The 14,310-nt window shown below is 62.2% G+C and carries 9 protein-coding genes and 1 pseudogene; 5 read left to right on the top strand and 5 right to left on the bottom strand.

The window, feature by feature from the left end:
• Positions 1-64: 64 nt before the first annotated feature.
• Both DJ69_RS02600 and DJ69_RS02595 read left to right on the top strand, forming a co-directional pair.
• On the top strand, positions 65-3,121 hold the full coding sequence (locus DJ69_RS02600) for a PD-(D/E)XK nuclease family protein (RefSeq protein WP_099254176.1): 3,057 nt from the start codon (positions 65-67) through the stop codon (positions 3,119-3,121).
• Positions 3,114-6,749 (top strand): UvrD-helicase domain-containing protein, encoded by a 3,636-nt coding sequence (locus DJ69_RS02595; protein WP_099254175.1) that lies wholly within the window; start codon positions 3,114-3,116, stop codon positions 6,747-6,749. The genes DJ69_RS02600 and DJ69_RS02595 overlap by 8 nt, the downstream gene beginning before the upstream one ends.
• Positions 6,750-6,807: 58 nt before the next feature.
• Here the strand turns inward: DJ69_RS02595 and DJ69_RS19160 are convergent.
• Positions 6,808-7,503, bottom strand: a pseudogene (locus tag DJ69_RS19160) (hypothetical protein).
• A complete protein-coding gene (locus tag DJ69_RS02585) occupies positions 7,500-8,174 on the bottom strand; it encodes a helix-turn-helix domain-containing protein (RefSeq protein ID WP_099254174.1) in 675 nt (224 codons plus the stop codon). Before DJ69_RS02585 ends, DJ69_RS19160 begins: the two are co-directional and overlap by 4 nt.
• Positions 8,175-8,606: 432 nt before the next feature.
• Here DJ69_RS02585 and DJ69_RS02580 point away from each other — a divergent pair, with 432 nt between their 5' ends.
• From DJ69_RS02580 to DJ69_RS02570, 3 genes are all read left to right on the top strand, one after another.
• Positions 8,607-9,425, top strand: a complete 819-nt coding sequence (locus DJ69_RS02580) for a ParA family protein (protein ID WP_099254173.1) — start codon at positions 8,607-8,609, stop codon at positions 9,423-9,425.
• Complete coding sequence (locus tag DJ69_RS02575) at positions 9,422-9,829, top strand: hypothetical protein (RefSeq protein ID WP_099254172.1); 408 nt, start codon at positions 9,422-9,424, stop codon at positions 9,827-9,829. The genes DJ69_RS02580 and DJ69_RS02575 overlap by 4 nt, the downstream gene beginning before the upstream one ends.
• Positions 9,830-10,102: 273 nt before the next feature.
• On the top strand, positions 10,103-11,335 hold the full coding sequence (locus DJ69_RS02570; protein ID WP_099254171.1) for a phage integrase SAM-like domain-containing protein: 1,233 nt from the start codon (positions 10,103-10,105) through the stop codon (positions 11,333-11,335).
• Positions 11,336-11,371: 36 nt separating this feature from the next.
• Here DJ69_RS02570 and DJ69_RS02565 read toward each other — a convergent pair whose 3' ends face one another.
• From DJ69_RS02565 to DJ69_RS02555, 3 genes are read right to left on the bottom strand one after another with little or no spacing between them, the layout of a single operon-like run.
• The gene (locus DJ69_RS02565; RefSeq protein WP_099254170.1) at positions 11,372-12,025 is read right to left on the bottom strand and encodes a hypothetical protein; all 654 of its coding nucleotides are present in this window, start codon (positions 12,023-12,025) and stop codon (positions 11,372-11,374) included.
• Positions 12,026-12,053: 28 nt separating this feature from the next.
• Positions 12,054-13,973 (bottom strand): heavy metal translocating P-type ATPase, encoded by a 1,920-nt coding sequence (locus tag DJ69_RS02560; RefSeq protein WP_099254169.1) that lies wholly within the window; start codon positions 13,971-13,973, stop codon positions 12,054-12,056.
• A gap of 4 nt (positions 13,974-13,977) precedes the next feature.
• Positions 13,978-14,193 carry a heavy-metal-associated domain-containing protein gene (locus DJ69_RS02555; RefSeq protein ID WP_099254168.1) on the bottom strand — a complete coding sequence of 72 codons (216 nt, stop codon included), beginning with the start codon at positions 14,191-14,193 and terminating at the stop codon, positions 13,978-13,980.
• Positions 14,194-14,310: the final 117 nt, after the last annotated feature.

Below are 14,310 nucleotides of genomic sequence, written 5' to 3'. Positions count from 1 at the left end.
TGACATCGCCACCGATTCGCTGGGGAGTATTCTCTACATAACGCGGAACGACGCTCGCCGGGGTATGGTCGAGGATCGCTGGGCCGCGTCCCACGCACCCCTCCGTCTTCGTGCCGAGACGCTCGATGCGGTCGTTCGGGAGTGGTATGAGGAGCTCCACGGTCCGGTTCAACCCCTCTCCGGGCAGCTGAACCGCCGGCTGGCGGAGTATGCGCTTGACCGAACGACAGCCGAAACAGATGGCGCTCTCGCCGGCGAACCCGCCTCGGCCGCTCTCGCGGATTCGTTCAGCAGCCGTTTCTCACTCTTCGACGACGCCGGCGTCGGGACCCCCGACGCATTGGCAGCGGAGTTCGAGGGCTCCGCTCTCGATGACCGTATCGCGACAGCCACTGTCGATGCGTACCGACACTACCGGAATCTCCACGCTGACTACGTCGACGAGTGGGTCTGTACCCGGGGAGAAATGTTCGACGCAGTGGCTGCGACAGAGAAGTCACTCTCAACACTCTCCCCGGAACTGGATGTCGTCGTCCTCTCCGGGTATCACGAATTCCGCCCCGTCGAACGCCGCTTCATCGAACGCCTCGTCGACGAACTTCCGATGATTGCACTGCTGCCGCTTCACCAGGATGGTCGGAGCGGAGTCGACACTGTTGCGGAAGATGCCCTGGAGGTCTACGAAGCGCTCGACTTTGAAATAGTGGAACTCGAGCCGATCGACCAGTCGGGGCAGACCTTCGGAACGATCACTGAGTCACTCTACCGCCCGGACCCGGATACTGCCCCTGTTCCAGACGGCCTCCGGTGGCGGGAACTCCCGACGCCTGAGCGCGAGATTCGCTTCGTCGCTCGCGAGCTCCGAACCGAGTTGGCCGATGGTCGCGACCCCGACGACTTGGCCGTCGTCGTCCCCGGGACCGAGGCCTATTCGGGGTACGTCGAGGACACGTTCGATACGTTCGACATCCCGCACGTCACGACCGCCGCCTCACAGCTGAACCGGACGTTCACCGGGAGTGTCGTCCACGATCTCCTGAACCTCGCCGAACCGGATCCGCGGGCCGAGGACCTCACGTCCCTGTTAGCAAATCCACTGGTTGACGTCGTCGACACCGACCAAGCCAACGCCGTCACGGCAGCTGCTCGCCGGCGTGACACGGTTTCTGTGTCACCCCTGCTCGATGACGTCGACGGCGAGGCGGCGCCCCTAATCGAGGAGCTGCTGGCCACGCTAGAGACGCTCCGAACGGAGGACATCGAAGCCGCAACCGAGACGCTCCGACGACTGTTGGACGACCGATTCGGCTTGGAGGCGGCGACGGAGGACTACGCCAGCGGCGCTGAGCAAGCCGTCGAACAGCGCGCCTACGACCTCGTGGACGAGGTCCTCTCCTCGTTCGAGTCGCTGGCGGCAGTCAATAGCGACCTCTCTCCGTTGGCACTGTTCACCCGTGCGTTCGATGGCGTGCCGATTCGGGTTCCACAGCGCGCTGCTGGCGGCCACGTTGAGGTGATGGGGCTGCTCGACGCCCGGATGCGCTCGTTCGAGAAGGTGTTCCTCGTGGGCCTGACGAGCGAGCATTTCCCGGTAACGCCGGAACGCCCGGCCTTCTTCGAGGAGATGACCGACGCCCATCCGCGGTTCGACACTGGCGACGAGCGCCTCCGGGGGCGCTATCTCTTCGCGACGCTCCTCGCGAACGTCGACGAACTCACGATCACCACACCAGAGACGGGCGACGACGAATCCGCCGTCGTGCGGTCACCGGTGCTCGACGAACTCCAGCGCGTGACCGGCATCGAACCCGAAGACGGCGTCGACGACCGCGTGGGCTCCCGCGAGGACCTACAGCGGCATGTCGCTGCAACGGCCGACCGGCGTGCGGCAGTCAGCCGCGCCGGCGACCGAGGTGATCTCTCCCCCGAGCAGACCAAGCGCACGGATCGGGGACTCCACTGTGCGGACAACAGGGGAACGACTGGCCTCTCCGAACACGACGGCGTTTTAGAACCCGAGACGGTCGATGAGGTATACCCTCCGTCGGCGCGGGAACCCTACAGCGCGAGTCGAATCGAGCGATACGTCGAGTGTGGGTTCAAGTTCTACGCCGACGAAGTGCTCCGAATCGAGGATCCCGACGACGTCGAGGTCGTCCCTACGCCCCTCGAAACCGGATCGTACGTCCACGACGTCCTCGAACGGTTCTTCGCGGATCTACAGGACGAAACCGAAGATGGTGTCGACCTCACCGAGTTCGACCGGAACGACCTGGCGATACACCTTCGCGAGATTGCCGTCGAAGAACTCCGGGATGCTGACTTCGAGTACGACGGCCTGTTCTACGAACGGTGGAAGGCGGAGCTGTTCGCGGGCCTGGGTGGCGGCGAGAGTGCTCCGTACGAGGCCGGGAGCAAACCTCACGACGCACCGGAACAGGGGTTGTTCGCTACCTTCCTCGACAACGAACTCTCGCGGGACGGCGCTGACCGCCCACACCTGTTCGAGGCCCCGTTCGGCGAGGGACTTCCCGACTCGGATGCTGGGCCGTTCACAGTTGAGCGACCGGACGGCTCGACTGTCTCGATTCGGGGATACATCGATCGCGTTGACGTGAGCCAGGGTGGCGAACAACCGACGCTCACGCTCTACGACTACAAAACTGGTCGAGCACCGTATATGACGAAGACGACCGGCGGCACGAAGTTCCAACTCCCCATCTATCTGCTCGCTGCCGCCGAGGTCGTCGACGGTGATCTCTTCGAACAGGGCTCGCTCTCGGCGACGTACTATCAGGTGCGACCGCCAAACGACCTCAAGGTTCCACGCGGCGTCGAATCGAAGTTCGATTCAGAGGTCGAACTCCGCCGGTTCCTGAACGATGTCGTTCCGGAGTGGTTGGGCCAGATCGACGAGGCGATCGGCAACGGACGGTTCCACACGACGCTTCTGTCCGCCCGCGGAGCGAACTGCCGATACTGTGACTACCGTCGGGCGTGCGATGTCCGCCATCACCGCAAGCGGGAGTTCGTCGACGAGGTTCATGAGGACGAGGCTGCGTACGTTCCGCTCCGTGTTCGCGACGACGAGGACATCGAGGCGGTGATGAGCGATGACTGAGGAACCCGAGGAGATTCAGCTCACAGAGGAACAGGAGGACGCGCTCGTCCAGGGCCGGAACGTCGCGATCACTGCCGGCGCTGGGACGGGGAAGACGACAACGCTCACCGAGCGGTACGTGACGATACTGGCCGAGAACCCGTCGCTCACCCCGAAGAATATCGTCACGATCACCTTCACGCGAAAGGCTGCTGCCGAACTGACCGAGCGCGTTCGGGAGGAGGTGTACGACCGGCTCGAGGCTGTCGACTCACCACAAGCCTACCACCGCTGGCGAAACGTCCTCGACGACCTGGAGGATGGCTACGTCCACACCATTCACGCGTTCTGTACGCGGCTCTTGCGAGAACGGGCCGTCGAGGCTCCGGTCCCGCTCGGCTTCGACGTGCTCGACGAAGACGGCGCCGCGACACTCCAACGCGAAGTCGTGACGGAGTACCTCGAACGCAACCAGGACGATGACGACGTCGCGCTCCTCGCTCAGCTTTGGGGTCGTGACCAGCTGGTCGATGTACTCGCTGGACTACTCGATGAGCGCCCACAGAGCGAGGCGGTCCTCGAGGCGTGGCGTGACGCCGAGGCCGACGACTACGTCGATATCTGCTGGGAGTTTGTCTGTGATCTCGACGTCGCCGACGCCCGACAGACGCTGTATGCGGACGGACTCCTTGACCAGCTACGCACGATTGCGGGCCGTGTCGACCGTGAGGACACTATCGCCGACGAGGACGGCCTTCGAGCCTACCAGACCTTCACCGAGGTCGCGACGACACTCTCGGACGACCTGGAGGAAAGCGATCCCCGGGACTGTCAGCGGGCAATTCTCGAGCTCTACGAGGCCTGTGAGAAGAAGAACGGCGGCCTGTACAGCAGTTCGGGGTACGTCGTCGGTGACAGGGATGATTGGGGTGAGTACGGTGACGTCTACGACGACCTGAAAGACGCCATCGACACGGTCATCGATGCCGTCGAACCGCACGCGGATGCGGTCGAGACCACACCCGGTGAGCTCGAAGCGAACAGCGCTCACTACGCGCTGGCTCTGATGCGGGTTTTCGACGACGTCCTCGCAACCTACACCGACGAGAAGGACCGCCGGGATACGCTCGACTTTCCCGACGTGATCGAGACCACCCTTGAGTTCTTGCGAACGAACGATGCCGTCACGGAGCGGCTACGAGAGCAGTTTGCGGCCGTGATGGTCGACGAGTTCCAGGACACGGATCCGCGCCAGTGGGAGCTGGTCAAGCTCCTCACGGGCGTCGACGAGCAGACGGCGTCGAACGTCTTTCTGGTCGGCGACGAGAAACAGAGTATCTACGGATTCCGTGGTGCCGACGTGACGACGTTCGGGGAAGCGAGAGCGGAACTCCAGACTGTCAACGAAGCCCGTGGGGTCGACGACGTTCCCGACAGCGATGCCGAGAGTCCGACCGCGCTCGAACTCTCCGGGAACTTCCGGACGCTGGACGAGCCGCTGTCGTTCCTGAACGAGCTCTTCGAGTACCTATTCCAGCCGGAGGGTGACAGCCACGAACCTCACGAAGCGCCACCGCAGGAGTTGACCACACAACGCGACCGTATCGAGGACATCGAGGGACTGACCGGGAGTGTCGAGTATCTCGCTGTCCCCGACGACGCCGATACGGCAGCGGAGCTCTTCGGCGACGACCATCCGGTCGCCGAAGGCGCGCTCGACCACACCATCGAGGCCGAAGCGCAAGCGCTCGCTGCTCGACTAACCCACCTGTTCGACGATCCGCCGCAAGTCCAAGACCCCGATACAGGTGTCCATCGTGACGCTACTCCCGACGACACAGCAATTCTCCTCCGCCGGCGAACCCATCTGGATCGGTATCAGCGCGCCCTTGAGGAGTACAATATTCCCTACACTGTCGTCGGTGGCGTCGGGTTCTACGATACGCCTGAGGTCCAGGCGCTCACGAACCTGCTTCGAGTACTCGGTGATCCACAGGACGATGTCTCCCTCTACGGGGTGCTTCGGTCGCCGCTGTTCGGATTCGCGGATGATCGCCTCGCACCGGCTGTCGCAGAGGCCGATTCAGTATGGGACGCACTCGCCGAGACGGACGATCCACAGCTCGCGGACGCGTTCGACCTCCTCACAACGTGGCGGACCCTCAGCGGCTGTGCGACGCCGTCCGAAGAGGGCGTCCTCCCGTGGAACCGCCTGCTGTCCCGGGTGATCGACGACACGGGGTATCTGGCGAGTGTGAGTGCTGACGAACGCGGTCGGCAGGCCGTCGCGAACGTCGAGAAGTTCCGCGATCAGGTCCGTACTTGGACCGAGAACGGTGTTCACACAGCTGCCGGGTTGCTCCACCGGATCGACCGCCAAGCCGAGATCGACCCTCGTGAGGGGGAGGCAGATATTCCCGGTGACGCCGAGGGCGTCCGGATCATGACGATCCATTCAGCGAAGGGACTCGAGTTCCCGATCGTCACCGTCCCTGATCTCGGGAGTGACCTCAACTTCGGTCGCTCTGTGGACGACTATGGGTACGTTCGACTCGTGGATGGAACTGATGACGCGCCGCCGGTGCCGGCGGTCGGTGGGCCGAATCCGGGCGATACGTTCTCCATCGAGAAGACGGCCGTCCACGAGTACGCCGACCGACGGTCGCGTCCTCAGGAGCGGGCGGAGTCGAAACGCCTCCTCTATGTAGCGTGTACACGAACGCGGGATCACCTCCTTCTCTGCGGCACGCATGACATCGACGTCGACGAGTCCGGGACAATCGAACTGGGCGAGCCTGCAGCCTTCGACGACGCAGACCGGTGGCGGGACTGGTTACAGCCAGCCCTCCTTGACGGAGCTCTCGTAGCCGAGGCGGTTCGGGATGGACAGGCCCGTGGCGAGATGGATGGGGCCAGCTATACCGTTCGCAAGCCGCCGCGCCCAGTAGACTGGCACACTGACGACGACGCTGTTGATTCAGCGCCGGAGATCTCGATTCCTTCACCACCGTCGCTCGCGCCGGCGAAATGGATCGCGGCCACGACGCTCGTGAATGCGGTGGCGGATGCGTCTCCAGACAGTCACAGTTACACTCAACGGGAGGAGTCGGCGGGCCTGAGTCCAACGACGTTCGGGACGGTCGTCCACCGGATCAACGAACTTCGGCCTCCAAGAGACGAGTGGCCTACCCTGATCCGCCGTCTGAGTCGGATGTCCGGTGAGGAGCCGACAGAACCTGACCTCCGCGATGCTGTCGATCATGCCGCTGATGCGGTCGAATTTGTGGACCAGGTTGAGGCTGATTCCCAGCTCCAAGCGGTTTACGACGAGTATTCTGTTGTCGCCCGAATTGATGAGTCGCGAATTGTCGGTGATATCGACCGGCTGCTCGTCACACCGGATGCCTTCCACATTATCGACTACAAGACCAACGACCTCTCTGCTACGACATCGGGTGAGCTCGCGGAACACTATCGGCCGCAGATGCTCGCGTACGCTCTCGCACTCCTCCAACATGACCGAAATCGTGACGTACGAGCTTCACTCCGGTTTACTGATGCGGGCGTAGAGGAACGGTTCCATTGGGTGTCGGATCAGATGGCGGAAATTGAATCTGAACTTCGACCGATGATGGACCTGGTCAAGTAGTCCCACGGCTATTCGACAATCAGCTGTTCGCAGAATGGTTTGTAGCCACGACTGATTCTCAATCCAACCTATTTACCTGCTCTGTCAGATATTCTTGGAGGGCGGAGACTGTCTCTTCTGAGACAGCTGAGGCTCCGAAGTCACTCCGATACCCGTGCTTGAGTTCGTCGCTCTCCAAGATCTCCAGTCCACGCTCTAGCTGCTCCCGTAGTGCATCGTCGCCCCCTCGCCGCAGGTGGGGCGTGACAGCGTCGAGGTCGATCTCTTCCGCCACTGCCAGGACGTCCCGAAGGTCTGTCTCGCGGCCGCTGTGGAGCTTTGCCGCCACGAGGACGGCTCCATCGATGACTCTGGCCGTCGTCGTTACTGTGCCCCCGCTTACCTCCTGCTGGTGGCTATGGTCGTACAGGTAGTCAAACGACCACTGTGCCTCCGTCTAGCGGCAACCGAGGCCATTCACTAGCAGATCGAAGCCGATCGGCTGCTGCGGCGTGAGCCGCTTCTCGTACTCGATCACTTCGGTGTCGTAGAACCACTCCTTGGCGTGGCTGTCCGTTTCCTCGAAACCTCGTTGTTCGAGGAATTCGCCGAACTCGGCCTTGGAGTCTGGTGCCACGACGATATCGAGGTCCGTAGAGAAGCGTGCGTTGAATGCTGAGACAGCGTAGCCGCCGACAAGGACGTACTCGTGTCCCTCCTGAGTGAGGTCCTCGAGCAGTTCGATGAGTGCGTCACTTCGGTTGTGGAAACTCATGGCTGCGCTCGTTCCGTTTCCCGGTACGTGACACCGAGGTCGATGTCCTCGTACATCCGGTCGAGCATGGCGAGCGCCGACTGGAACTGGGCGTAGTTCTCGCGCATATATTCGATCGTCTCTGCTCTCGGGATAACGGGGTACCCCTCGACGTGTTCAATGTCGAGTGAGGGGCGTGGCTCGAGGACGATCTGCAGCGCCCCGTCTATCTCGTCTTGGGGCTGCCGCTCGAATGCGGTGGGGAGGTCAAACGAGTCGAAAAACGCCTCCCAGTAGTTGACGTCTTGCTCACGAACAGCGAGGAACAGCGGATAGTCGTCGGGCTCGCGACCAACTTGATAGCCGCCTTGGGTCCACACGTAGACGGCGTCGATCCGCGTGAACGCGAAGGGCCAGTCACCGAACTGTGGGATGACGTAGGCTTCCTCGATGGATGGTGGACTGGCGCCGGCGCTGGCAGCGACGAGCTCTCGTGCTGCGTCTCTCACGCGGTCATCGACGACTGAGAGCCCGTCATCATAGCGGACGTAGCCTGCGTCTTCCAGCCGATTGACGGCCTGTCTCACCGTTTCGTACGGCGCGTGGAGGTGTTGGGCGACACGACGGATGGAGTCACCACTCTCGATGGCGAGGATGATCTGCGCCGCCGTGTCGTCGAGCACCTCGTACATCTAGGGGTTACCAATAATCCGGTAACAGTTAAAAGTCTTACTCGAATGGCCATGAAGCCACTATCTCTTCATTCGTCCCGGAGGTAGCCTTGACCCCTGTCGAAAACACGCGGAACGACTATAACGAATTAAACGAACAAAACGAACAGAACGAGCAACACGAGAGTAATGAACGAATTCTGAGGAACGAACTGGTTGAGGATGTCCTGGTTGACCTGTCCTCGATGATCATAACGAGAGAAACGAAAGTAACGAATAGAATGAATGGATTGATGGCAACGAGTGTGTTTGCTTCAACGAGTGGAACGAACACTTGGTTTTAACATCGTAGTATTCCTCTCACCGAGTGAAACACCCTCACCGAACCAAACGAACAGAACAATCAAAACGAGCAAAACGAACGAAACGAACACAACGAGGTAAACGAAGAAAATGACCGACACCAACACAGCACGAATCACGGTGGCGAATCAGAAGGGAGGCGCGGGGAAGACAACTGACGTCATTCATACTGGCGGCGCACTCTCCGCCCGAGGCCACGACGTCCTCCTGGTCGATATCGACTACCACGGCGGGCTCACCTGCTCACTTGGCTACAACGATCTGTACTACGATACCGACCGGACGACGCTGTTCGACGTTCTCGACTTCGACCAGATGGAGTCGGTGAACGACATCATCGTCGAGCACGAGGAATTCGACATCCTCCCCGCAAGCGAGAAACTCGCGAACAACAAGAACATCCAGACGCTGCTTGAGGCGCCGAAGAGTCGCGAGCGGTTGGAGATGACTCTCGACGAACTCGACAAGGACTACGACTACATCATCGTCGACACGCCGCCATCCCTGAACGTCCTCACCGATAACGCCCTCGTCGCGACCGGCAACGTCGTCATCCCCGTCATTCCAGAGAAGCTCAACGCCAACAGCCTCCAGATTTTCGCCAAGCAGTTGAGCTCCCTCGAACAGGCGTACGGAGACATCAATCGGCTCGCGATTGTCTGTAACCGTGTCGAGCAGAACGCCGAACATCGCGACACCATCGAGGAGATCAAGTCGGCGTACTCCCTCCCAGTGTTCGAGATCCCGAAGCGGACCGACCTCTCTCAGTCGATTGGCGAGGGGGTGTCCGTCTTCGGCTTCAGCAAGGAGAACCAACGCGTCGAGGATGCACGCGACCTGTTCAACGAGATCGCCGACCTGTTCGACGAGACATTTGAGAAGACCGCACCTGAAGAGGTGGAAGCATGACTGACGGCTGGGGCGATGCTTCCGGAATCGAGGGCAACTACGAAGAGGAGGACGATGAGGTCGATTCCGGTGAAACGAGTGAGGTGAGTGAAACGGTGGAAACCAGTTCATCGACCGAAACGACCGAATCGACTTCAACGAGTGAAACGAACGAAACGAGCAAAACGAAGACGAACATCAAGGACGAGTGGAACGGGCGGACGATCTACATTCCCGACGATGTCCTCGACGAGATGGAGGACACCTACCTCGAGTCCCAGCTAAAACTCCGGAAGGCGGGCCAGGACGAGTTCAAGAAGAACCGCCACTTCTACCCGCTACTCGTCCAGTTCGGTGTTGAGGCGCTCTCTGAGGCGGATGCCGAGGAAATCCAGTCTCGGCTTTCGGAACTCGGAGACAAATGACCTCGCGCAGAACGAGGACCGAGATTTTGTATAGCGATATACGATATACAATTTCCTGTAGTGCGGAATTCCGGCGCTAAGAGACTTCAGTTCCTCGAATTCTCCCGATGGCTCGAAAACAACAAGTGGTTCTGATTATGCCCGTAATCACGACCACTTTCAAGTACCCCGCCGCCGTCGGGTAAGCACGAATGCTGCAACCGCCTCACGACGGCGCTTCCCCCGGGGTAGAGGCACCGAGACCGGGCCCGCAGGACGGTGGAGGGCCGGTAAATGCCTGACCGAGCGCTTTCGACGCCGCTCGACGACAGCTTCGAGCGCTACCTCCAGGACAAAGGGAAAGGCCGTGGTGGCGACGGCGGGAACTATCGACGAAACGCTGCACGCGAGCTCGAGCGATTCGCCGAGTGGGCCGCCGGCGACCGCGGCGACGACGACTGGACCGGGATCGTCCCCGACGACGTCGACCGGGAGCCGACCATCGACGATCTCGACGAACGCGTCTTCCGGGAGTATGCCCGACATCTCGGGGGAGATCGGGGACTCAAGCAGAACACGGTACAAACCTATTATCGCTATATCTCTGCGTGGTGTGGCTGGTGCGTCAACGAGGGATATCTTGAGGCCCACTACGCGCAGCGGGCGAGTGCGATGGCGCCGCTGCCGGAGGACGACGGCCGCAAGCCCGGTGACCAGCAGGCCTGGACGTCCGAACAGCGCCACGACCTCACCCGCCACGCCGACGAACGGGCCCGCGACGCCGTCGAGGCATTCACGACACTCCCGGAGGATACTGATCCCCTCGACAAGCAGCGAGCACGCTACGCGGCGCTGAAGGCGGCTCGTGACCGGGCTCTGGTGTTCGTCCTCGCGTACACCGCCGTTCGGGTCGGGGAACTCCTTCGGGACCCAAACGATCCGCGCCGGCGTGGCGTCCGCTGGGAGGACCTCTCCCTCGACGACGGGAGTATGGACGTCTACCGGAAGAAACAGCAATGGGACGCCGCAAGCCTCCCCGATCCGGTGATCTCGCCGTTGCGAAGCTATCGCCAGCTGATGGCCCCACCAACGGAGCGCTGGCCGGTGTTTCCGACGTTCGACCAACGGACGCTCGCAGAGCTCGTCCGGGAAGAGCTAGCCGAACGAGGGAAACGCCCAGAAGCAATTACTGAGCGCCGTGAAGAATACGCTCGCGACCTCCTGCTGGCGCTCGATGAGGACATTCGGCCGCCATCAATCACGACGGACGGCGCACGGTCGATTCTCCAACGCCTCTCGGAGGCCGCGGAGATCGAGATCGACCATCCGAAACACGATTACCTTGCTCCGCACGGTGGTCGGCGTGGGATGGGTGAAGTTCTCGTTCGAGCATTCGGATATACTGTCGCCGCCCGGTATCTCGATAATTCGGAGGAGATGGTGCGGGAGCGATACTCGCATATCGAGGCCGGAGAACTCGGTGATGTCGCTACTGAGGCGCTCGAGGAGATCGATAGTATACCGTAGTAACATATTTCGAGTGTGAGGGGTAGACCGTCGCGTTCACACCGCGTCGACGGTGAACAGCGAGTCGTCGCTGAGGACGACCTGTACCCGGCGGTGCCAGGCGTCAGCAAAGGCCTCCCGTTGCTGGTCGCTTGCCGATCCGTCGAGAATCCCCTGGAGGTTCCCGATCGCGGGTCCACCGCCAGGAACGTCGCTGACGTGGTAGGCCACTTCGACGGTCTCGTCCGTGTCGGTTCGGCGGAACCGGAACGTCGGCTCCGGGGTGTCCGGGTCGAACGCGTCGAAGACGAGGAGGTCGCGGCGGCCGCCGTAGCCGCCGGCGAGCCCGCTGAATCCGTCATCGTCGGTCGCGCCAGTCACGTACGAGATGATGCGGCTCATCACGCCGTACGCAGCATCGTCCTGCGGGCCGGCCGTCTGGACCTCGATTTCGCTCCGGACTGGATAGTCGTCGGGATAGAGGGCGTCGAGCCCGAGCTGGACAATCCGGTAGGCGCCCGAGGCAGTCGGACAGGAGTGTCCGGCTTCTTTCACCGCGTCCCGGTAGGTGACGACGAACGGCTCGCCCGGTTCGAGGACGCCGAGGGCCTCCGCGACGGGGTCGCGGATTTCGATCGGGTCGACGTCGTAGTCGACCTGCCAATTGGTTCTAGTCTGGGTCGTGTCAGTCGCAGTCGAATTCGATGTCATGAGTTGTGGTTGTGTTCGTGTCTCGTGGTCAGTGGCGGAGCAGTCGCATCCCGTTGAGGATGACGAGGAGGACGCTGGCCTCGTGGACCAGCATTCCGGCGGCGAGGGTGACGTAGCTGGTGAGCACGCCCGCGAGGAGGACGGTCACGGTCAGCACCGCGAGCCCGACGTTCTCGAGGACGTTCCAGCGCGTTGCCTTGCTCAGTTTGACAGCGTAGGGGATGCGTTCGAGGTCGTCGGCCATCAGCGCCATGTCCGCCGTCTCGATGGCGGTGTCCGTCCCGGCAGCGCCCATCGCGATGCCGACGTCGGCGGTCGCCAGCGACGGCGCGTCGTTGATGCCGTCGCCGACCATCGCGACGACGTGGCCGTCGGCCTGGTAGCCCTCGATGACGGACTGCTTGTCCTCGGGGAGGAGTTCGGCGCGGTAGTCGTCGATGCCGACTTCCTCGGCGACGGCGGCGGCCGTCCGCTCGTTGTCGCCGGTGAGCATCACCGTCTCGATGCCGGCGTCCTGAAGCGCCGCGACGACCCCAGGAGCGGCCTCCCGGAGCTCGTCCCGCATCGCAATCGCGCCGATGACGTCCCCGTCCCGAACGACGTGGACGACTGTCTCGCCGCGCCCCTCACGCTCGCGGACGTAGTCGGCGACCCGACTGGGGACGTCGATGTCGCGGTCGTCCAGCAGTGCGCGGTTGCCGACAACAACTTCGTGGCCATCGGTATGGGTGATAACGCCCTTCCCGGCGACCACGTCGAAATCGTCCGGATCGGGGATCGACTGGAGGCTGGCGTCCGTATCGTCCGCCTGGGCGACCGTCGTTCCGCCGTCCGTCGCGGCGGTCGGATCCTCGCGGGCCGCGTCGACGATGGCGTCAGCGAGGTGGTGTTCGCTCTTCTTCTCGGCGGTCGCCGCGAGTGAGAGGACCTCGTCATCAGCAACGCCGAACCCCTCAACATCGGCGACGGTGGTCTCGCCCTTCGTGAGGGTGCCGGTCTTGTCGAAGGCGACAAGGTCGATCTTGCCGGCGCGTTCGAGGTGTTCGCCACCCTTCATCAGCACGCCAGACCGAGCGGCGTTGCCGATGGCCGAGACGATGCTGACCGGTGGCCCGATGACCAGCGCGCCGGGACAGCCGATGACCAACAGGGTCAGTGACAGGATCGCGTTCTGCGTGACGGCGTACGAACCGATAGCGAGCACGATGACGGCCGGCGTGTAATACTTCGCGAACCGGTCGATGAGACTCTCCGTGGGCGACTGGGCCTCTTGGGCCTCCTCGACACGGCGGATGATCCGTTCGAGCGTCGTATCCGAGCCCGCACCCGTCGTTCGGATCTCCAGTGCGCCTTCTTGATTGACAGTCCCGGCGTAGACCTCGTCGCCGTCGGCCTTGTGGACGGGCGCGCTCTCGCCGGTGACTGGTGCTTGGTTGACGGCGCTCTCGCCGTCGACGACGGAACCGTCAACCGGAATCTTCCCGCCCGGCTTTACGACGACGACTTCGTCCTCTTCGACCTCGCGGGCGGGGACTTCTTGGAGTTCCCCGTCGCGACGGACGGTCGCCGTGTCGGGCGTCATCTCCAGCAGCTCCTGGAGGGCAGTCCGGGTCTTCCGCATCGTCCGTCCCTCGAGGTAGCTGCCGAGGCTGAACAGGAAGACGACGGCGGCGGCCTCCCAGTACTCCCCGATGATGATGGCCCCGATGGCGGCTAGCGTCACCAGCGTCTTGATGCCGAGCGTCCGGTTGGTGACCTCGTGGTAGGCGGTCTTGGCGATGTCGTAGCCACCCACGATCGTCGCGAGGATGAGGATGGCGGCGCTCGCCGTATTGAAACTCGTGAGGTAGCCGAGACTCCAGCCACCGCCGTAGAGCAGGCCACTCGTCGCCGTGACGATGGCCGTCCGGTGTTTCCGGTAGTACTGCGTGATCGATTGTTTGTTCATGGTGTTAGGCGGGCTGGGGCGTGTACCCCTGGTTTTCGATGGTCTGTGCGAAGGCGTCGGGGTCAGCGACGTTGTCGTCGTACTCGATCTCGACGCGGCCGGTCGCGTAGTGGACTTCGACGTGCTGGACGCCGTCGACGTTCGAGAGGGCGCGTTCGACGGTGCTCGCACAGGTCGGGCAGTCGAAGTCCATGACGCGGAACTGGGTTGTGTCGCTCATTACAGTTTGAGGTAGTGCCCGCACCCCAATAACTATTTTTTAGATGATATGTTTGAATGGGGGAATAGATGATTTGAACGGTCAAACGGGTCGTCTAGGGCTTTCAGTATCACGAAC

Origin of the sequence: Halorubrum persicum, from assembly GCF_002727125.1 — an archaeon.
GTDB classification, from domain to species: domain Archaea; phylum Halobacteriota; class Halobacteria; order Halobacteriales; family Haloferacaceae; genus Halorubrum; species Halorubrum persicum.
This window is presented reverse-complemented; position numbering and strand designations above follow the sequence as displayed.